This window comes from Streptomyces sp. NPDC002680 (assembly GCF_042889145.1).
Taxonomy (GTDB): Bacteria; Actinomycetota; Actinomycetes; order Streptomycetales; family Streptomycetaceae; genus Streptomyces; species Streptomyces adonidis.
In genome coordinates this window covers 77,899-97,407 of record NZ_JBIAQP010000029.1, presented here as the reverse complement: position 1 = coordinate 97,407, position 19,509 = coordinate 77,899, and the positions used below count along the sequence as shown (strand labels likewise).

Below are 19,509 nucleotides of genomic sequence, written 5' to 3'. Positions count from 1 at the left end.
GCCCCTTCACGTGCTCAGGGTGCCAGGGCCACCCAAGCGTCACCGGGGGCGGATTCCGTGCCGTCGGCGTGGAGAGCGGTCACCCAGTAGAAGTGGGTGGTGCCGACAGCGGCTGTGGTGTCGGTGTACGACATACCGGTGACCGGGGCGGCGGTCAGGGGCTCGTACGCGGCGGTGGCCGGGTTCCATCGGTAGACCCGGTACCCGGTGATGTCCGTCCCGTAGTACGAGGTGTCCAGGTCCCACGTGAGATCGACCGCGGTCGCGCCATCGGCGACCTGGGCGTTCAGGCTGACCAGCCCGTCTGCGGGGGTCTCGACGGTGGGGCGCAGGTCGTGCTCGGTGACGGTGGTGTGCGTCGTCTCGTAGGGGTCGCCTGCTGAGTTGTGGATCGAGTTGGAGGACGTGTCCACGGCGTCCACGAAGTATGTCTGGGTCTCACCGTCCTGGAGGTCTGTGTCGACGAACCGGGTGGTTCCCGGCTCGGCCTGCCCCACCCAGGTGTAGTCGGTGCCGTCGTTCTCCGTGCTGACCCGGAAGACGTTGTACTCGGCGAGGTCGGCCGCTGGGCTGTCCTCCCAGTCCAGGACCGTGCCGTACTCGGTGGCGGTGGCCGTGAACCCGGTGACGGCTAGCGGGGCGGTGGCATCCCTGTAGAACTTGCCGATGCGTTGTGAGGGCTTCGACTCACGCCCGAGGGCGTCGACGGAGGTCACCCAGTACCTGTATGCCGTACTGGGCACCGGGGTGGTGTCGGTGCACGAGTAGGTGAAGCGGAGTCCGTACGTGGTGTCGGTCAGCTCGGGGTCGCAGGACACGAGCTGCGTCCCGGCGGTGTCGTCATGGCGGTACACCCGGAACTCCGCCGGCGCGTACGGCGACATCCACCAGGTCAGATCGACGCCGCCACCGTCTTCCGGCCGGTTGACGCTGTTGACCAGGTGGGGCACGGCGAGAGGCCGGGCGAAAGACACCACTGACGAGTACCCCGTGTTGCCCGCCGCGTCGGTCGCCGCGACCTTGTAGTACGAGGTCTCCCCGTACGGGGCGGTCTCATCGCCTGCGGAGTTGCCCAGATTGCTTGCGATCACCTCGAACGGCCCGTCGGCGGCACTGGATCTCAGCAACTGGTACGTCATTGGCCCCCCGTCGGACATCCACCAGAGGGTCAATCCGTCCAGGGCGGTCTCGCTGAGGACCTTCAGATCGGTGACGGTCGGCGGGGTCCGGTCGACGGTGGTGACCAGTTGGTCGGCACTGCCCGCCGACTCGTGTCCCGCCTTGTCCACGGCCCGCACCTCGTAGAGGAAGGCGGTGCCGGTCGGCACCACCGGCTGGGTGAACGAGGTCCCGGAGAGATTTGCCGTGCCGCTGATCTTGGCCCAGCCGGTTCTGCCTTGCACCTGCCGGTAGACGCGGTAGCCGGAGAGGTCCATCTCCTTGTTCTTCGCCCAGCTGACCTTCACCTTGTCGGCGGTCTTGTCGTACGTCGCGGACGCTCCGGTGGGCGCGAGCGGTTTGACCTTGTCGACGGTCGCCGAAGTCCTGGGCGTGTAGGCGAAGTTGACGTTGGCGTTGCCGGACCAGTTGGCGTAGTCGACGCGGAGGGTGTGTTTGCCGGAGGGGATGGCGAGGTTGACGGTCTTCTTCTGGGTCGTGGTGACGTTCTTCCAGAGGTTGACCTTGACCTTGCCGTCCAGGTACACGCGGATGCCGTCCTGCGCGGCGACGGTGAGGGCGAAGGGCCCGCCGGAGCCGAAGTCGCGGGTGACGGTCCAGCGGACGCCGAAGTTGTCCTTCGGGAGGCCGGTGGCGGGGGCCTTGGCGCCCCAGTTCTCGGCGATGGCCGTGTCGCAGTCGGTTCGCTTCGGCGTGCCGGAGAAGGCGGTGTTCGCGAAGAACTGGCGCTTGTAGACCGGGGAGTTGCACGTGGTCGCGGCGGAGGCGACCGGGGCGGCGGTGCCGAGCAGGGCACCGGCGGTGGCGAGCACGACGGCGGTCGCGGTGGTGGCCGCGGGTGTCGTGCGTCTGGCTGGGTTCAATGCGGTCCTTCGGTCCTGATGGTCGACGGCAGGGGGGAGCCGTTGACCATCAGGACTCGTGAGGACGGGGCTTGGTTGTACGGGTGTTGCGTGAAGGTTCGAGAGGGGCGAGGCAGGCTGCTGCTCAGGCCGAGGGGAGTTCGTCGGCCTTCAGCGCCGTCATGAACGCGGTCCAAGTCTGGGTGCCGAAGGCCAGGTTCGGGCGACGACGAGTCGGGGCGGGGCCTGGCACTGCTGGAGGCACTCGCCGATGCGTGGGGCACCGAACCGCGCGACACGGTTGGCAAGGTCGTATGGGCGCTTCTGCGACTGCCCGAAGAGGGTACGCCGTGACGGCGGCAGCAATGGCGGGACGGTGGATCGTTCCGTCCTCACTCCGTCGGGTGATACGGAGACGAATCCCCTGGTCAGCAAAACAATCGTACCTAGCGTGATCGTGTTGCTTGTGCCCCAAGGACGCCAAGCCCACACTTGAGGAGGAGGTGCCGCCATGACCGCTCTTGCGCACGAGAGGCCCGAGACCATGTCCGAGTCCCAGGCTGAATTCGCGAACGAACCCAACCTGGACGAGGTCGTGTGGCAGGCATGGAAGGCCATGGAACTCCCCGAGGGCTACCGCGCTGAGATCATCGAGGGAGCCATCGAGGTGTCGCCCACTGGACGTTTTTCGCACGCCCAGGTTGTCAGTCGCCTGCGCGATGCGCTGGCGATCTTTCTCCAGGACAGTGAGTACGGCGCCTGGAACGACACGAATGTGATCCATCCGCTCAGGGCGTGGGTACCGGACGGGTTCGTGGCCCCCCGGGACGGTGAACCGATCGAGGCGGAGGACGGCCTCGGTATCAACGCTTCAGCGGTGCACTTGGTGATCGAAGTCGTCTCTCCCGGTAAGCGAAACCAGGACCGAGACCGGGTCCGCAAGCGCCGCGAGTACGCCCGGGCCGGAATCCCCGTGTATGTGATCGTCGACGACTACGACAACCACGGATCGGTGAGCATCCTTACTGCTCCCGTGCCTGAGCACGCCCGTTACGAGGACGAGCACCGCGTGCCGTACGGCACCGAGGCCGTCGTCCCGGAGGGCCCTGCCAAGGGTTTCGTCATCGGTGAGGCGATCACGGGTCCGAAGCGAAGTTGAGAAGTGTCGTGGAGGGGGTCGGGAGGGCAGCTGCCTCCCGACCCCCTCGTGCTGCATGCGCCGCCGGCTTGTCGCGGAGCCCCTAGCGGAGAACCAGGACCTCTGCCGTGGACGCCTCCGCGCTCTCGCGGCCGTAGATGTCAACGGTCCGTACGGTCACCGTGTAGCCGCCGGTGTACTGGGGCTGGAACTCGATGCGGCCCGTCGTCGTCAGCTGCTGGCCGCTGGGGGAGCCGTATCCGTCGAAGTCCCAGGAGTAGCCCTTCAGCAGGCGGCTCTCGTCGCCCGTGCCGGGCTTGACCTCGACGATGATCGGGGAGCGAGTGCCGCCCGTGGAGACCACGGTCAGCTTCGGGGCCGCCGGGCCGGTCGCCGTGGCCGGGGTGAGGCGGCTGACGCTGATCTGCGCCGAGGGCACGGACTCGGCGCCCGTGCCGTCGACGGCGGTGACGTAGTAGTACGCGGTGCCCTTGGGGGCCGAGGTGTCGTCGTACGACGAGGCTGTCGAGCCGTCGACACCGCCCACGAGGACCCCGACTCCGTTGGCGGAGGTGCGGCGGTAGACGTGGAATCCGGTCACCGTGCCGTCCTCCGACGGTATCCACGAGAGACGGGTGGAGGCGTCGGCGGGCGTGCCCTCCAGGGCGGTCGGGGCGGGCGTGGCCGACGCCACGGGGCGCGTCACCGTCACGGGCTCGGAGACCGGGGAGATGTTCCCGGCGCCGTCGACGGCCTGGACCTTGTACGTGTACGGCGTTCCCGCGTCCACGAGCTGGTCCGCCCAGGACGTTCCGAACACCGGCTGCGGTCCGTCCGGGTCGCTCTGGCCCACCGGGGCGGCCCACAGGTCGTAGTGGTGTACGTCCTTCGAAGAGGCCGCCCAGGTGAGGAAGTTGCCCGCCGTGGTGCCCTGCCCCGACACCCCGGTGACCTGCGTCGGCGCTGTCTTGTCGACCGTCGTCGCGGTCACATCCGCGCTGCCCGCCGACTGGTTGCCGGCCTTGTCGCGGGCACGGACCTCGTAGGCGTACGTCTCGCCGGTCTTCGGAAGCGTGGAGTCCGTGTACGTCGTGGCCGTGGTCGTCGTGAGTGGGGTGCTGCCGAACTGGCTGCCCTTCAGGGCGCGGTAGACACGGTAGTCCGCGAGGTCCATCTCCTTGTTCTTCGCCCAGGTGAGCTTGGCCTTGCCCGTCGTCTTGTCGTACGTGACGGTCGGTGCCGTCGGAGCGAGGGGCTTGACCTTGTCCACGCTCGCCGAAGTCCTGGGCGCATAGGCAAAGTTGACGTTCGCGTTGCCTGTCCAGTTGGCGTAGTCGATGCGCAGGGTGTGCTTGCCGGACGGGATCGTGAGGTTGGCGGTCTTCTTAGCCGTCGACGTCACGTTCTTCCAGACGTTGACCTTGATCTTGCCGTCCACGTAGACGCGGATGCCGTCCTGGGCGGCGGCCGTGAAGGCGAACGGCCCGCCGGATCCGAAGTCCCTCGTCACCGTCCAGCGGACGCCGAAGTTGTCCTTCGGGAGGCCGGTGGCGGGGGCCTTCGCGCCCCAGTTCTCGGCGATCGCCGCGTCGCAGTCCGTCCGCTTCGGCGTGCCGGAGAAGGCGGTGTTCGCGAAGAACTGCCGTTTGTAGACAGGGGAGTTGCAGGTCACCGTGGCCGCCGAGGCGGTTGGGGCGGTGACCACGGTGAGGAGGCCGCCGGCGGTGGCGAGCGCAACGGCGGTCGCGGTCGTGGCGGTTGTCCGTCGGGTGATGTTCATACGGTTCTGCGGCTGCTCTTTCTGTGTGTCGTGTATGCCGTCAGTTCACGGGGGCGTTGATCGCCCAGTCCCCCGCCGGGAGCGACTCCGTGCCGTCCGCCGCCACCGCCGTCACCCAGTAGTAGGACGTCGTGCCGGGCTTCGCGCCCGCGTCGACGTACACGGAAGCCGTGTTGGCCACGGTGGCGATCTTCTCGTACGCCGAAGTGGCCGCGTTCCAGCGGTAGACGCGGTAACCGCCCGTCGCCTGCGGGGAGTTGGCGTCCAGGCCGCTCCAGGAGAGCTGGTTGGCACTGGCACTGGCACCTTCGGCCGAGTTCGCCGTCAGGTAGAGGGGTGAGCCCGGCGGGGTCGCCACGCTCGGGGTGGTGTTCAGTTCCGTGGCCACGACCGTCGGGGCGGTGCCGGTCTCCGTGTACACGGAGTTCCAGGCACGGTCGAGGGCGTCGACGAAGAAGCACGCCTGCTCGCCGTCGGGGCGGGTCAGGTAGGAGTACGAGGTGGTGTCGGCCCTTACGTACTTCACCGGGCTGTCCGCCGAGCACACCTTCTCGCCGGTCGCCTTGTCCTCGACCAACTCGCCCACGTAGACGGCGTATCGCCCGAGGTCGGGGGCCTGGTTCGCGTTCCAGTTCAGCTGGAAGCCGTACTCGGTCGGCGTGACCTTCAGGCCGGTCACGGCGGGCGGTGCGGTGTCGTCGTCGTACGTGCTGTCGACGACGGCCGAAGCCCCGGACTCGTTGCCCGTCGCGTCGACCGCCGAGACGCGGTAGCGGTAGGGGATGTCCTCGATGACCGAGGTGTCCAGGTAGGAGACCGTGTTCGTGCGGCCCATCTCGAAGAACCTGCCCTGCGCTCCGATCGCCCGGTACACGCGGTACGACGCCGCGCCCTCGACCGCGCTCCAGCTGACCCGCAGCCCGTTCGCCGCCGACTCGTTGACGGTCGTCGGCGCCTCGGGCGCGGCCGGAGCGACGCGGTCGACGGTGACGACGCCCTTGTCCGCCGTACCGGTCGACTCGTTGCCCGCCTTGTCGTACGCGCGGACCTCGTAGTAGTAACTCGCGCCTGTGACCGGGAGGGTGGTGTCCGTGTACGAGGTTGAGGCGGTCGTCGCCAGGGGGGTGCCGCCGAACGAACTCCCGTTCAGGCGGCGGTAGATGCGGTAGCCGGCGAGGTCCAGTTCCTTGTTCTTCGCCCAGGTGAGCTTGGCCTTGCCCGTCGACTTGTCGTACGTGACGGTGGGCGCCGTCGGGACCAGCGGCTTGACCTTGTCCACGGCCGCCGAAGTCCTGGGCGTGTACCCGAAGTTGACGTTCGCGCTGCCGGTGAAGTTGGCGTAGTCGACGCGCACGGTGTGTCTGCCGGACGGGATCGTCACGTTGACCGTCTTGGTGCGGGTCGCCGTGACGTTCTTCCAGAGGTTGACCTTCACCTTGCCGTCGACGTAGACGCGGATGCCGTCCTGCGTGGCGGCGGTCAGGGCGAAGGGGCCGCCGGAGCCGAAGTCCCGAGTCACCGTCCAGCGGACACCGAAGTTGTCCTTCGGGAGGCCGGGGGCGGGGGCTTTCGCACCCCAGTTCTCGCTGATCGTCCCGTCACAGTCGGTCTTCTTCGGAGTGCCGGAGAAGGCGGTGTTCGTGAAGAACTGGCGTTTATAGGTGGGGGAGTTGCAGCTCACCGTGGCCGCCGAGGCGGGCGTGGCGGCGACCGCCGTGAGGAGGCCGCCCGCCGTGGCGAGGACAACGGCCGTCGCGGCCGACGTGGTCGTGCGTCTGGCGATCTTCATACGCTTCTTCGTCTGCTCTTTCGGTGTCTCGTGCGCCGTCAGTTCGCGGGTGCGGTGACCGTCCAGTCGCCCGCCGGTACGGACTCGGTGCCGTCCGCCGCGACAGCGGTCACCCAGTAGTAGGACGTGGTGCCGCGTCTGGCACCGGTGTCGACGTAAACGGAAGCCGTGTTGGCGAGGGCGGCGATCTTCTCGTACGTCGAAGCCGCCGGGTTCCAGCGGTACACGTGGTAACCGCCTGCGGCCTCAGGGGAGTTGGCGTCCAGGCCGCTCCATCTCACCTCGTTGCCCTCGTCGTCCTCGGCCCCGGACACGGTGACGTACAGCGGGGAACCCTCGGGTGTCGGCACGCTCGGTGTGGAGTCGAGTTCCGTGGCGATCACGAGGTTGGGTGAACGGGTCCACTCGTAGTGGGAGTTGCCCTGGTCGTCGACAGCGTCGATGAAGAAGCACCGCTCTTCGCCGTCCGGGTCGACGACGTACGAGTACGAGGTGGTCCCCGTGCCCAGCCACTCCACCGGGCCGACGGAACAGACCTGCTCCCCCTCGTCGCCGCGCAGCAGGTAGCCGCCGTAGACGACGTACCGGAACAGGTCGGGGGCCGGGTTCGGGTTCCAGCGCAGCCGGAAACCGTACTCGGTCGGGGTGGCCGTGAGGCCGGTCACGGCGGGCGGCGGGGTGAGGTCCTCGGTCGTCACGGCCAGATCGGCGGTGCCGGCGGACTGATTGCCGGCCTTGTCGTAGGCGCGGACCTCGTAGAACGTCTTGCCTGCCTTCGGGACGGCCGGATCCGTGTACGAGGTGGAGGCGGTCGTCGCGAGGGGTCTGGTGCCGAAGGAGGCCCCGTCGAGGCGGCGGTAGACCTTGTACCCGGCGAGGTCCATCTCCTTGTTCTTCGCCCAGGTGAGCTTCGCCTTGCCGGTCGCCTTGTCGTACGTGACGGTCGGTGCCGTCGGGACCAGCGGCTTGACCTTGTCCACGGCCGCCGAAGTCCTCGGCGCGTACGCGAAGTTGACGTTCGCGTTGCCCGTCCAGTTGGCGTAATCGACGCGCAGCGTGTGCTTGCCGGACGGGATCGTGAGGTTGACGGTCTTCTTCGCCGTCGACGTCACGTTCTTCCAGACGTTGACCTTGATCTTGCCGTCCACGTAGACGCGGATGCCGTCCTGGGCGGCGGCCGTGAACGCGAAGGGACCGCCTGATCCGAAGTCCCGCGTCACCGTCCAGCGCACCCCGAAGTTGTCCTTCGGGAGACCGGTGGCGGGGGCCTTGCCGCCCCAGTTCTCGGCGACGGCCGCGTCGCAGTCCGTCCGCTTCGGGGTGCCGGAGAAGGCGGTGTTCGCGAAGAACTGGCGCTTGTAGACGGGCGAAGTACACGTCGTCGCGGCGGAGGCGGCCGGAGCCGCGGTGCTGAGCAGGGTGCCGGCGGTGGCGAGCACGAGGGCGGTGGTGGCTGCCTGCGTCGTGCGTCTGGCTGGGTTCAATGCGGTCCTTCGAGTCCTGATCGTCAACGGCGAGAAATGGGCCGTTGACGATCAGGACTCGTGAGGATGTGGATTGGTTGTATGGCTGTTGTGATTATTTTTGATCAGGAGGCTGACCCGGCCGCACGGCTCAGCCCACCTTGAACTGGATCTTCGCCGCCGCCCCCGTCCGGCCCCCGTAGTAGTCCACCGTCCGCACCTCGAACGTGTACGTGCCCGAAGCGGGAGGCGTCCACGTCACCGTCGGGTCGGGCGTCCTCGTGTAGCCCGTGTCGCCGCTGAACCTGTACTCGTAGCCCCAGATCAGACGGTCCGAGGGCGGAGTCAGCGTCACCGTGAGCGGGGTCCCCGAACCGCCGTGCGCCACGCAGTCGTTCGCCGTGCACTCCGTGTACGGGGCGGACAGCGCGATCGTCGGCGGCGCCGGCGCGGTCGGTGTCGCCGGGGTCGCCCGGTCCACCGTGACGATTCCCGTGGGGGCCGACTCGTTGCCGTACTGGTCGTTCACGGTCACGTAGTACTGGGCGGGGCCGGCCGGGGCCGCGGTGTCGTCGTACACGAGTGACGTGTAGTCGTCCTCGCTGATCCTGGTCCACGCGTCGGACGTACCGATCCGGCGGTAGATCCGGTAGCCGTACCGCGTGCTGTCCGCCGAGTAGTCCCAGGTCAGTTCGGTGTCGCTGTCGCGCAGCGTGCCCGTCAGGCCCGTCGGCGCCGCCGACTCGCCGGGCGCCGGCCGGGTCGCCGTCACCGTCTCCGACACCGGTGAGATGTTCCCGTACGCGTCGACCGCCTGGACGCTGTACGTGACCGCCGCGCCCTCCTCCGCCCGCATGTCGTTGTACGACGTCCCCGTCACGATGTCCGGGCCGTCCGGGTCGGACGACTGGCCGGCCGGGACCGCCCACACCTGGTAGTGCTCCACGTCCGCCGACGACGCCTGCCAGCGGACCGCGTTGCCCGCCGTGGTTCCCTTCGCCGTCAGGCCCGTGACCTGGTCGGGCGCCGTCGTGTCCGGCTCGCCGGGATCGACCGTCGCCGACGGGACGGACTCGTTGTCGTACTTGTCGACGGCCGTGACCCGGTAGTACGCGCGCTGCTTGATGTCCGCCGTGACGTCCGTGTAGTAGGTGTCGCCGACCGCCCACACGATCCGCGTGTACGGGCCCTCCGGCGCGCTCGCACGGTAGACGCTGTACGAGAACGCGTCGTCGGCCGCGTTCCAGTCGAGCCGCAGCGTGGACGCCCCCACGGTCACCTTGACCCCGGTGACCTGCGCCGGCGGTGTCTTGTCGACCGTCGCCACGCTCACGTCGGCACTGCCCGCCGACAAGTTGCCGGCCTTGTCGACCGCGCGCACCTCATACACGTACGTCTCACCGGTCTTCGGGACGGTGGAGTCCGTGTACGTCGTGGCCGTGGTCGTCGTGAGTGGGGTGGCGCCGAACTGGCTGCCCTTCAGGGCGCGGTAGACCCGATACCCCGCGAGATCCATCTCCTTGTTCTTCGCCCAGGCGAGTCTCGCCTTGCCCGTCGTCTTGTCGTACGTGACGGTCGGGGCCGTCGGAGCGAGGGGCTTGACCTTGTCGACGCTCGCCGAAGTCCTGGGCGCGTAGACGAACTTGACGTTCGCGTTGCCCGTCCAGGCCGCGTAGTCGACGCGCAGCGTGTGCTTGCCGGACGGGATCGCGAGGTTCACCGCCTTGGTCCGGGTCGCCGTGACGTTCTTCCACAGGTCGATCCTGCGTACGCCGTCGACGTAGACGCGGACGCCGTCCTGCGCGGCGGCGGTGAAGGCGAACGGCCCCCCGGACCCGAAGTCGCGCGTCACCGTCCAGCGGACGGAGAAGTTGTCCTTCGGGAGACCGGCCGCGGGGGCCTTCGCGCCCCAGTTCGAGTCGATCGCCGCGTCGCAGTCGGTCCGCTTCGCGGTGCCGGAGAAGGTCGCGTTGCCGAAGAACTGCCGCTTGAAGACAGGGGAGTCGCACGTCACCGTCGCCGCCGAGGCGGGTGCGGCGGCGACCGCGGTGAGCAGTCCGCCGGCGGTGGCGAGTACGACCGCGCTCGCGGAGGCGGCCCTCACGGTGGCCCTGGCCGTCGTACGTCTGGCTGAGATCATTCGGTCCTTCGCATCCATCGTGTCCGTGTCGTGAACAGCGGAATTGAGCCGTCGATGATCACGACTCACGAGGAATGCGCTTGGTTGTACGGATCTTGGGTCACGCTCCGCGCGCTCGTACCGGACATTGAGTGGAGGCTGTGCGGCGGCTGTTTGTGCAGACATTCTCTACTTCTCCACAGCACAGCGGAGTGTGATGTTGCCATCTCGTTAAGTAGTTCCGCTTGACGTCCGGGGGCTCGCCAACGTTGGCTTTCAGCCACATGGGTCGCACTGCTGCGTCCTCGTCCCGAAACGCCTGAAGTGAGCGCCCGAATGCCCAGAACACCCCGAATGCGTCGTATTTCCATAGCCGTGGCCGCCTCCACGGCGATGGTCTCCCTCGCCGCGGGCTGCGGAGTACTCGACGCCGGCGGGGAGACCACCGAGGCGACCCCGACCAAGGGCAACGACATCACGGTCGGGCTGCTGCTCCCGGAGACCGAGAACACCCGGTACGACAAGTTCGACTACCCGATCATCAAGAACAAGGTCGCGTCGCTCACCAACGGCCAGGGCCGGGTCGACTACGCCAACGCCGGAGCGGACGCCGACAAGCAGGCCCAGCAGCTCCAGAAGATGATCGACGACAAGGTCGACGTCCTGCTCCTGGACGCCGTGGACGCGCACGCCATCGCGCCGACCGTCAAGAAGGCCAAGGAAGCCGGGATTCCCGTCATCGCGTACGACAGGCTGGCCGAGGGCCCCATCGACGCGTACATCTCCTTCGACAACGAACTCGTCGGCGAGGTGCAGGGACGTTCCCTCCTGGAGGCCCTCGGCGGTGACGTCGACCCCACCGAGAAGATCGTCATGATGAACGGGTCGGTGACCGACCCCAACGCCGCGCAGTTCAAGGAGGGCGCCCTCTCCGAGCTGGAGGGCAAGGTGACGATCGCCCAGTCCTTCGACACCAAGGACTGGAAGCCCGAGAACGCCAAGTCGAACATGACGAGGGCGATCGACTCCATCGGCAAGGACAACATCGCCGGTGTCTACTCCGCCAACGACGGCATGGCGGGCGGCATCATCGAGGCCCTGGAGGCCGCGGGCGTCACCAAGCTGCCGCCGATCACCGGGCAGGACGCCGAACTGGCCGCCGTACAGCGGATCGTCGCCGGCGAGCAGTACATGAGCGTCTACAAGTCGTACCCGCAGGAGGCCGAGACGGCGGCCGAGATGGCCGTCGCCCGCATCCAGGGCCGCGACATCCAGTTCGACGCCCTCACCCGGGACAAGGTCGACAGCCCGACCAACAAGGACGTCCCGTCCCAGCTCGTGAGTGTCGTCGCCCTGACCAAGGCCAACATCAAGACCACGGTCATCGAGGACGGCATCTACAAGGTGTCCGACATCTGCACGGCCAAGTACGAGGACGAGTGCGAGGCCATCGGCCTCAAGTAGCCACCGGCCTTAAGCAGCCACCGGCCTTAAGCAGCCACCGGCCTTAAGCAGCCACCGGCCTTAAGCAGCCACCGGCCTTAAGCAGCTATCGGCCTGAAGCGGGGCGTCCCCTGGGGCAGTTCGCTGCCCCAGGGTCACGCATGCCTCACGCCTCACGCCACCCGCGTGAACTCCACCGTCACCTCCGGCGGCCCCCCGGCCACACCCCGGTACACGCCTTTGTGCGGCGTCACGTCGTCGTAGTCGCGCCCCCGGCCGACCACCACATGGGACTCGTCGGCGCGCGTCCGGTTCGTCGGGTCGTAGCCGCACCAGTCGCCCGCCCAGTACTCGACCCAGGCGTGCGACTGGCCCTCCACCGGGCGGTGCAGCTCCGCCTCCCGCTCGGGGTGGAGGTAGCCGGAGACATAGCGGGTGGGCAGGCCGATCCCCCGCAGCAGCGCGATCGTGACGTGGGCGATGTCCTGGCAGACGCCCGCGCCCTGCTCCCACGCCTCCGCCGCCGACGTGTTCACGCCCGTCGTCCCGGGCAGGTACGACACCCGGTCCGCGACCAGCGCCGACACCGCGGTCGCCGTCCCGTGCGGATCGAGGCCCGCCGCCACCTCCCGCGCCCGCTCGACCAACTCGGGCGGCACCGTCGTACGTGTCGTGGTCGTCGCGTACTCCAACAGGCGGGAGTTCGCGGTCCGTTCGGCCACCTCGGCCCAGCTCGGCGCGGGGTCCAGGGGACCCGGCGGGGCCGTCTCGACCAGGCTCTGGGCGGTGATCGTGAGGTCGGCGTGCGGGTCCATCAGGTCGAAACCGGTGACCTGCGTGCCCCAGTAGTCCCAGTACGACCAGGTCGGCGTCGTCGGGTTCACGGTGACCCGGGCGTCCAGCGTCGTCTGGCCGGGGAGCGTCAGCGGGGTCATCCGGACCTCGTTGTGCGAGGAGACCGCGGCCTGCGCGTACGCGACATGGGTGATGTGCCGAATACGGAGCCGGCGGGTCATCGGCGCGCTCGTCGACATGATGCTTGTCCCGTTGCTGCTCATACTGCGCGCGCTCCTTCCTGGGCCCACTCCACGGGCCCTTGGTACGGGAAGAACCTCTCGGCGACCGCCTCCGCCGATGCCATACAGGCGGTCTGCAAGTCCCTCAGCAGTGAAGGGAGTTGGTCCTCCATGGCCTGCGAGTCCAGATACTCGAGTCTGGTCCGCAGCCGTCCGATCGGTCGCCGGGCCGGGTCCTGACGCGGACGGCCAAGGGCGGCGAGGCACTCCTCGGCGGTGGTGAGGGCGTGCAGCGCCGAGCGCGGGAAGTCCCGGTCGAGCAGCAGGAATTCGGCCACTCTCGGGGTGTCGCCGAAACCGCCGTACACCCGCGCGTACGCCTCGTCCGCGCCGCTCGCGCTCAGCAGCGTCGGCCAGTCCGGAGCGTGGGCGGCGTCCAACACCCGTACGGACAACAGCCGTACGGTCATGTCCACCCGCTCAAGGCTGCGACCAAGGACCACGAAACGCCAGCTGTCGTCCCGGCTCATCGTGGAGTCCGCGAGCCCGAAGAAGAGGGCCGCGCGACGCCGTACCAGCTCCAAGTAGGCGTAGGGGCCCGTGCGTCGGGCCGCGAGCCGCTGGTCGGCGAGCGCGTGCCAGGTGGAGTTGAGGCACTCCCACATCTCGGAGGAGACGGCCTCACGCGCACTGCGGGCGTTCAACCGGGCGGCCCCCAGCGCCCCCTCGATCGAGCACGTGGACCGCGCGTCGAAGGCGAGCTGGTCCAACACCTGCTGCATGTCCACGGGTTGGGCGCCCGCGTCGACGCCGAGGATGGCGTACAGGGAGCGGCAGGCCGCGTCCTCGTCGCGCCAGGGGTCCTCCAGGAGGCGGTGCAGATAGGCGTCCAGGATGCGGCCCGTGGCGTCGGCCCGCTCCACGTAACGGCCCGTCCAGGTCAGGGCCTCGGCTATCCGGGAGAGGATCACGTCGTTCACTGCTGCTGCGCCCCTTCCTGTACGAGGGTGAGGTTGCCGTCGGGGCCGTGCTGGCGCGGGGCGACCTCGGGGAGTGCGCCGGCCGGTTCGGGGTCCGGGCTCTCGGTGGGGCCCTCGGCGAGCACCCAGGTGTCCTTGGAGCCGCCGCCCTGGCTGGAGTTGACGATCAGGTTGCCCTCCTGGAGGGCGACGCGCGTGAGCCCGCCCGGCAGGACCCAGATGTCGCTGCCGTCGTTCACGGCGAAGGGGCGCAGGTCGATGTGGCGCGGTGCCATCCGCTCGCCGGCCAGGGTGGGGGACGTGGAGAGCGCGACGGGCCGCTGGGCGATCCAGCCGCGCGGATCGGCGGCCACCGCCCGCCGGCACTCCTCCAGGGTCTCCCGGTCGGCCTTGGGCCCGATGACGATGCCCTGGCCGCCGGCGCCGTCGACGGGCTTGATGACCAGCTGGTCGATCTGGTCGAGCACGGCGTCCAACTGCCCCGGCTCGTCCGGACGGAAGGACTCCACGTTCGGAAGAATCGGTTCCTCAGAGAGGTAGTACCGGATCAGATCGGGTACGTACGTGTACAGGAGCTTGTCGTCGGCGATGCCGTTGCCGACCGCGTTGGCGAGGGTGACGGTGCCCGCCTGGGCGGCGCTCAGGATGCCCGGGCAGCCGATCACCGAATCGGGCCGGAAATGGAGCGGGTCGAGGAAGTCGTCGTCCAGCCGTCGGTATACGACATGGACGGGTACCTCACCGCGCGTGGTCCGCATCCACACCCGGTTGTTGCGGCACACCAGATCGTGTCCCTCGACCAGCTGCACGCCCATCAGCCGTGCCAGCAGGGCGTGTTCGAAGTAGGCGGCGTTGTTCGGACCCGGGGTCAGGACGACCACCCGCGGGTCGGCGGCACCGTCGGGCGCGGCGGCGCGCAGGGCGGCCAGCAGGCGCTGCGCGTAGCCGTCGACGGGGACGACGTGCTGCTCGGCGAAGAGGGACGGGAAGATGCGGGTCATCGCCCGCCGGTTCTCGATGACGTACGACACCCCGGACGGCACCCGGACGTTGTCCTCCAGGACCCGGAAGTCCCCGGCCTCGTCGCGGACGAGATCGATCCCGGCGACATGGATGCGTACCCCGCCCGGTGGCTCGATGCCATGGGCGGCCCGGTGGAAGTGGTCCGAGCCGAGCAGCAGCCGCCAGGGCACGACCCCGTCCTCGAAGGCCCGGCAGGGCCCGTACGCGTCCGCGAGATAGGCCTCCAGGGCCCGCACCCGCTGGGCGACCCCGCGCTGGATGAGGTCCCACTCCAGCGCGTCCAGGATCCTCGGTACGAGGTCCAGCGGCCAGGGTCTTTCCTCGCCCGCGAAGGCGTAGGTCACCCCGCGGTCGGTGAAGGCCCGGGCCATCTGGTCGGCGCGGAAGCGCAGTTCGGTCGGTTCGATGGGCTGGAGTGCCGCCAGTACCGGCTCATAGGCGGTCCTGACCTCACCCGGCCGCACAAACATCTCGTCCCACGCGTCGGCCAACGCGTATGCGTCAAATATGTCCGCCATGGCCTGACGGTAGGGGCGGGACGTAACGGGACGATCTCCGAGTGGTTTCCGGCAGCTTGCGCGAAAGGTGTGGAACGCGCTTTCTCCGGGGTTTGCGGCGCGCGGTTCTGGGCAGCCTGATGCCCCGGCCGGATGGGGGCACCCTGCCGGGGCGGCTTCGGACGTTCCCCCGTGCGCCGGTGGGCGCCCCCGTTACGTCCATGGGAAGCGCCTTCCACAATGCCCTCACGAACAACGCCCCACCACCGTCAGCTTGTTGCAGGGACACGGGCGGAGGAGGGTCGAAAGTCGGACATAGTAGGGGGATCGGGGGCGCGTGACGGGCGGAGCCGTGTTGCGGACCACGTCCGGGCCGCGCATAGTTGCGCTGCAAACAGGGCTGGACGCAGGGGTGGGATGGGCGATGGCCGGGCACGGGACGGACGAGCATCCACACGGTGCTGACCGACTGTGCGAGGCCGGGGATCGCGTGTATTCCCGGGCCGTACGGCGGGGCCGTGTGCGGCGCCTCGACGCGGAGTCGGTGCCGTGCCTGCTCGAACTCGCCCTGCTGCACCCCGACCCCGACGACATGGCCTGGCTGGTGCCGACCTCCCCTCAGGAGGTCATGACCCGGCTGCTGCGCGGTGTCTACGACGAGGTCAGTGTGAGCCAGCGGCGCGTGGGCTCGGCGGTCGCGGCCTTCGAGTGGTACGCGGCCCTGGGCGGGCAGATCCAGTCCCCGGGCGCGGGCGAGGGCACTGCCCTGCGCGTCCTGGACGGTCTCGCCCGGATCCAGGCCGCGATGGACGAGGCGACGGACGCGTGCACGACCGAGGTGCTGACCGTGCAGCCCGGCGGCATCCGCCGCGAGTACGAACTCTCGGAGGGCCTGCACCGGGCACTCGAGCTCCGCAGGCGCGGAGTACGGATGCGGGACCTCTACAACCATGTGGCCCGGCACGGCCAGGGCCTGCTGAACTACCTCGAACTGATGGGCGACACGGTCCAGGCCCGCACGCTCGACGAGGTGATCGAGCGGCTGATCCTCTTCGACCGCACGGTGGCATTCATCCCCGCGAACGCGGAGCGGACGGTCGCGCTGGAGATCCGGCACCCGGCGCTGGTGCAGTACCTGGTGACGGTCTTCGAGCGGCTCTGGCGCTTCGCGGTCCCGCTCACGGCCCCGCTCCCCGACACCGGCATCGAGGGCATCTCGCACCGCGAACGCTCGATCGCCGCGCTCCTCGCCGAGGGCCACCAGGACGCGGTGGTCGCGGAACGGCTGGGCATCAGCGTACGGACCTGCCGGGCGCACATCGCCCGCCTCTCGGAGACGCTGGGGGCGGCGAGCCGGACACAGCTGGGGGTACGGATCGCTCAGGCGGGGCTGGACGGGCCGAGGGGCCCGGCGGACCCGGAGGGCGGCGCGGTCAGCCTTCCGGCGCCGATGCCCCCTCCGGAGCCCGCTGCGGCCTGCCAGGAGGCTGCTCCGGCCCCGACTCCGGCTCCAGAATCCCCGACCGCCCGATGAGATAACCGAGCTGGGCCCGGCTGTCGCTGCCGAGGGTGGCGGCGAGCTTGGCGATGTGGACGCGGGCGGTACGGACGTTCATGCCGAGGCGGGTGGCGATGACGGCGTCGGTGTGGCCTTCGACGAGGAGGGCGGCGATGGCTCGCTGGCGGGGCGTGATGCCGTGGAACGACGGGTCCCCGACGGCCTGCGGACGCATCGGAGTGGCCAGCTGCCACAGCCGCTCGAAGGCGGTCACGAAGTACGCGACGAGGGCCGGGTGGCGGACTTCGAGGGCGACGGCGGAGTCCGGCGTGCCCGTCCGGTCGGGCACGAAGGCGACGGTCCGGTCGACGATGATCATCCGGTCGGTGACCTCGTCGAGGAAGCGCGCCTCCGAGTCCCCGCGCAGCTTGTCGTAGCGGTCGAAGAAGGACGGCTGGTGGCGTGCCGTGGCCTGGTAGAGGGTGCGGATACGGGAGCCCCGGTCGAGCACGGCCTGGTCGCGTGCCATGGCGATGGCGTGCACGCGCGCGTTGACCCTGCCGTAGTCGCTGTTCGGCTGGATACAGAGGAGTTCCCGGGAAGCGGTGGCGGTGGCCTCGGTGATGGCCTGGTTGATCCGCTCGTTGCCCAGCAGGACGCTGATCGTCGGGGTGTCCGTCCGTACGGCCGGTGTCTCGACGCGCAGCAGCGGTGCGAACAGCTCCGCGAGCCGTTCCTCACGCCGCCGCTCGGCCGCGATGCGCTCCGCCGTGCCGCGCAGCAGGCGGTGCAGGGCGACCGGAGGGGCTACGGGCTCCAGCCGGTCCAGGTCGTCGACGGTCGGCTGCAGCAGCCCGAGGTCGACCAGACAGGGGGCGTCGCCGGTGTCGGCGGCCCGTACGTGACCCTCGCGCAGGGCGCGCGCGTAGAGCGCCGAACCCGCTTCGCACAGGTCGTCCCCGCTGTGGTCGCGATGGGTGGACGGGGTCACTGGGCGGTTCTCTCCTCAGCGTTCCTGGTCCAGGAGCCCGGACTGCGCGATGAGATAGCCCAGCTGGGCGCGGCTGCCACTGCCCAGGGCGGTGGCGAGCTTGGCTATGTGGGCGCGGCAGGTGCGGACGTTCATCCCGAGCCGGCGGGCGATGGCTTCATCCACGTGGCCTTCGACGAGGAGCTTGGCTATGGAGTGCTGGATCTCCGTGAGGCCGTCCGGGGCGGTTTCGTAGGGGGCACCGGCGTTGAGCGGCACGGCTCGGCCCCACATGAACTCGAACACCTTGACCAGGTAGCGGACGAGGCCGGGGTGGCGCAGCTCCAGGGCGACCTGCCGGTCGTCCCGGGTGGGGATGAAGGCGACGGTCTCGTCGCAGATGATGAGCCGCTCGACGAGTTCGTCGATGGTGCGGTACTCCACCTTGCCGTCCGTGAACTGGTCCACGTAGGCGAGCGTCTCCGGGCTGTAGCGGGCCGTGTGCTGGTAGAGGGTCCGGATCGTCACACCGCGCTCGATCAGCGGCCTGTCGCGCTCCAGCCCCTGGGAGAGGGTGTGTTCGAGACGCCGACCGCTCGGCTGCACGGTGAGCATCTCGGACCGGCACTCGGTCGTGGCCAGGTCGAGTGCCGCGTTGATCCGGTCGAGGCCCTCCAGCACCGTGATCGCGTGTGTGGGGGCGGTCGCCTGGGCGGTGAGGGCCATGAACGGCTCGAAAGAATCGGCCAGTTCGATCGACAGCTGTCTGCGCTCGGTGATCTCGCGCTCGATGGGGTTGAGCCGTTGCGCCAGGGCGACCGACGGGGGCAGGGGACGGAGCCAGTTCGGGTCGTCGGGATCCGGGTGAAGCAGGGCGAACTCCATCAGACACGGTGCGGGTTCCACCTCCGTGCGGGATATGCGCCCCGCACGGAGAGCAAGCGCGTAGAGGCGGCTGCCCTCCTCGCACAGGTCCGTCACCGTGTGGGGATGTGTCGCATTAGTCCGTTCCATCACCAAATCTCCACCCCCCAGGGTCCTGAACATGCAGGAACATGATGCATCGATTGTGTGGCCATGACGTGCCTGAATGAGCCATCGTCGTATCCGACGGGGGAAGAAGGGGACATTCGAGTGAGGACGAAGCCGACTATGCGTAACAGAATGCTTCGCTCGGTGCTTGTCGCCGCCTTCTCCGCCGTTGTGGCCTTCGGAGCACTGGCCGGCCTCTCCGGTGTGAGCAGCGACGCACACAGCACCGGTGGCGTCCAGTATGTGGCCGACGAGGTTGTCGGCGACGCGTCGGCCTTCCCGGCCGACAGCACCTGGGGCTGACCGATGACAACTCCACCCGACGATCGCTCGTTCCGTCGCGAAATGGCCACGGCCTACCGCTCCGGCTGGCACTTCATCGACTTGGTCACCGCCATCCCCCACAGCGGTGACTCGCTGATGGTGACCGTGTTCGGAGAGCCGGTTGTCGTGACGCGGGACGACGACGAGGACGTACGGGCGTACCGGTGTCTGCGGCGGCCTCGGGGGGCGCCGCAGCCCGTACGGTGTGCCATCCGGTACGGAATGATCTTTGTGAACCTGGATCAGCGCGACCATCGGCTGGACCACCCCGACATCCCGGATATCCCCGATATCCAGGACGTACATACCATCTCAGCCACCCCCCGCAGTGCCTGACGCGATTCCCCCGTCGCAGTAGATCGCTCAGGTGCTTCCCCCCGCAGCGGCGTCACCGTGACCTGAACACGGTGACGCCG

At 68.9% G+C, this 19,509-nt stretch carries 15 protein-coding genes; 5 read left to right on the top strand and 10 right to left on the bottom strand.

The features are described from left to right. Positions 1–14 precede the first annotated feature (14 nt). Positions 15–2,042 carry a PA14 domain-containing protein gene (locus ACFYXF_RS48505; protein WP_389360170.1) on the bottom strand — a complete coding sequence of 676 codons (2,028 nt, stop codon included), beginning with the start codon at positions 2,040–2,042 and terminating at the stop codon, positions 15–17. 490 nt (positions 2,043–2,532) lie between these two features. Between ACFYXF_RS48505 and ACFYXF_RS48500 the strand changes: the two genes are divergently transcribed. After that, complete coding sequence (locus tag ACFYXF_RS48500) at positions 2,533–3,180, top strand: Uma2 family endonuclease (RefSeq protein ID WP_389360168.1); 648 nt, start codon at positions 2,533–2,535, stop codon at positions 3,178–3,180. Between the two features lie 82 nt (positions 3,181–3,262). Here the strand turns inward: ACFYXF_RS48500 and ACFYXF_RS48495 are convergent, their stop codons facing one another. From ACFYXF_RS48495 to ACFYXF_RS48480, 4 genes are all read right to left on the bottom strand, one after another. Then, positions 3,263–4,939, bottom strand: a complete 1,677-nt coding sequence (locus tag ACFYXF_RS48495; RefSeq protein ID WP_389360166.1) for a PA14 domain-containing protein — start codon at positions 4,937–4,939, stop codon at positions 3,263–3,265. A 40-nt stretch (positions 4,940–4,979) separates the two neighbouring features. Next, positions 4,980–6,728, bottom strand: a complete 1,749-nt coding sequence (locus tag ACFYXF_RS48490) for a PA14 domain-containing protein (protein ID WP_389360164.1) — start codon at positions 6,726–6,728, stop codon at positions 4,980–4,982. A 38-nt stretch (positions 6,729–6,766) separates the two neighbouring features. Beyond that, positions 6,767–8,212: a fibronectin type III domain-containing protein gene (locus ACFYXF_RS48485; protein WP_389360162.1), complete on the bottom strand. Its 1,446-nt coding sequence runs from the start codon at positions 8,210–8,212 to the stop codon at positions 6,767–6,769. 130 nt (positions 8,213–8,342) lie between these two features. Beyond that, positions 8,343–10,331: a PA14 domain-containing protein gene (locus tag ACFYXF_RS48480; RefSeq protein WP_389360160.1), complete on the bottom strand. Its 1,989-nt coding sequence runs from the start codon at positions 10,329–10,331 to the stop codon at positions 8,343–8,345. Between the two features lie 333 nt (positions 10,332–10,664). On the opposite strand from ACFYXF_RS48480, the gene ACFYXF_RS48475 reads away from it, so the two are divergent. After that, a complete protein-coding gene (locus ACFYXF_RS48475; RefSeq protein ID WP_389360158.1) occupies positions 10,665–11,774 on the top strand; it encodes a sugar ABC transporter substrate-binding protein in 1,110 nt (369 codons plus the stop codon). Positions 11,775–11,926: 152 nt separating this feature from the next. Here ACFYXF_RS48475 and ACFYXF_RS48470 read toward each other — a convergent pair whose 3' ends face one another. Genes ACFYXF_RS48470 through ACFYXF_RS48460 form a run of 3 tightly spaced genes read right to left on the bottom strand, consistent with a single transcriptional unit; the run spans position 11,927 to position 15,290 of the window. Beyond that, positions 11,927–12,769 (bottom strand): transglutaminase domain-containing protein, encoded by an 843-nt coding sequence (locus tag ACFYXF_RS48470; RefSeq protein ID WP_389360211.1) that lies wholly within the window; start codon positions 12,767–12,769, stop codon positions 11,927–11,929. A 38-nt stretch (positions 12,770–12,807) separates the two neighbouring features. After that, a complete protein-coding gene (locus ACFYXF_RS48465; RefSeq protein WP_369035335.1) occupies positions 12,808–13,749 on the bottom strand; it encodes an alpha-E domain-containing protein in 942 nt (313 codons plus the stop codon). Continuing rightward, entirely contained in the window at positions 13,746–15,290 is a 1,545-nt protein-coding gene (locus tag ACFYXF_RS48460; protein WP_389360156.1) for a circularly permuted type 2 ATP-grasp protein, read from the bottom strand. The genes ACFYXF_RS48465 and ACFYXF_RS48460 overlap by 4 nt, the downstream gene beginning before the upstream one ends. A gap of 403 nt (positions 15,291–15,693) precedes the next feature. Between ACFYXF_RS48460 and ACFYXF_RS48455 the strand changes: the two genes are divergently transcribed. Next, positions 15,694–16,803, top strand: coding sequence for a LuxR C-terminal-related transcriptional regulator (locus ACFYXF_RS48455; RefSeq protein ID WP_389360154.1), 1,110 nt, complete (start codon positions 15,694–15,696; stop codon positions 16,801–16,803). Here the strand turns inward: ACFYXF_RS48455 and ACFYXF_RS48450 are convergent. Next, positions 16,703–17,758, bottom strand: a complete 1,056-nt coding sequence (locus ACFYXF_RS48450) for a helix-turn-helix transcriptional regulator (RefSeq protein ID WP_389360152.1) — start codon at positions 17,756–17,758, stop codon at positions 16,703–16,705. The two genes, ACFYXF_RS48455 and ACFYXF_RS48450, sit on opposite strands and share 101 nt — an antisense overlap. A 15-nt stretch (positions 17,759–17,773) precedes the next feature. Then, positions 17,774–18,751, bottom strand: coding sequence for a helix-turn-helix transcriptional regulator (locus ACFYXF_RS48445; protein WP_389360150.1), 978 nt, complete (start codon positions 18,749–18,751; stop codon positions 17,774–17,776). A gap of 138 nt (positions 18,752–18,889) precedes the next feature. On the opposite strand from ACFYXF_RS48445, the gene ACFYXF_RS48440 reads away from it, so the two are divergent. Both ACFYXF_RS48440 and ACFYXF_RS48435 read left to right on the top strand, forming a co-directional pair. Continuing rightward, positions 18,890–19,072 carry a hypothetical protein gene (locus ACFYXF_RS48440; protein WP_389360215.1) on the top strand — a complete coding sequence of 61 codons (183 nt, stop codon included), beginning with the start codon at positions 18,890–18,892 and terminating at the stop codon, positions 19,070–19,072. A 3-nt stretch (positions 19,073–19,075) separates the two neighbouring features. Then, positions 19,076–19,429 (top strand): hypothetical protein, encoded by a 354-nt coding sequence (locus ACFYXF_RS48435; RefSeq protein WP_389360148.1) that lies wholly within the window; start codon positions 19,076–19,078, stop codon positions 19,427–19,429. Positions 19,430–19,509: the final 80 nt, after the last annotated feature.

Bases quoted from the DNA above. Each gene is read 5' to 3' on its own strand.
- ACFYXF_RS48500 (WP_389360168.1), top strand. From the start codon at position 2,533: ATGACCGCTCTTGCGCACGAGAGGCCCGAGACCATGTCCGAGTCCCAG.
- ACFYXF_RS48495 (WP_389360166.1), bottom strand. From the start codon at position 4,939: ATGAACATCACCCGACGGACAACCGCCACGACCGCGACCGCCGTTGCG.
- ACFYXF_RS48490 (WP_389360164.1), bottom strand. From the start codon at position 6,728: ATGAAGATCGCCAGACGCACGACCACGTCGGCCGCGACGGCCGTTGTC.
- ACFYXF_RS48480 (WP_389360160.1), bottom strand. From the start codon at position 10,331: ATGATCTCAGCCAGACGTACGACGGCCAGGGCCACCGTGAGGGCCGCC.
- ACFYXF_RS48475 (WP_389360158.1), top strand. From the start codon at position 10,665: ATGCGTCGTATTTCCATAGCCGTGGCCGCCTCCACGGCGATGGTCTCC.
- ACFYXF_RS48470 (WP_389360211.1), bottom strand. From the start codon at position 12,769: ATGACCCGCCGGCTCCGTATTCGGCACATCACCCATGTCGCGTACGCG.
- ACFYXF_RS48460 (WP_389360156.1), bottom strand. From the start codon at position 15,290: ATGGCGGACATATTTGACGCATACGCGTTGGCCGACGCGTGGGACGAG.
- ACFYXF_RS48455 (WP_389360154.1), top strand. From the start codon at position 15,694: ATGGCCGGGCACGGGACGGACGAGCATCCACACGGTGCTGACCGACTG.
- ACFYXF_RS48445 (WP_389360150.1), bottom strand. From the start codon at position 18,751: ATGGAACGGACTAATGCGACACATCCCCACACGGTGACGGACCTGTGC.
- ACFYXF_RS48440 (WP_389360215.1), top strand. From the start codon at position 18,890: ATGCGTAACAGAATGCTTCGCTCGGTGCTTGTCGCCGCCTTCTCCGCC.
- ACFYXF_RS48435 (WP_389360148.1), top strand. From the start codon at position 19,076: ATGACAACTCCACCCGACGATCGCTCGTTCCGTCGCGAAATGGCCACG.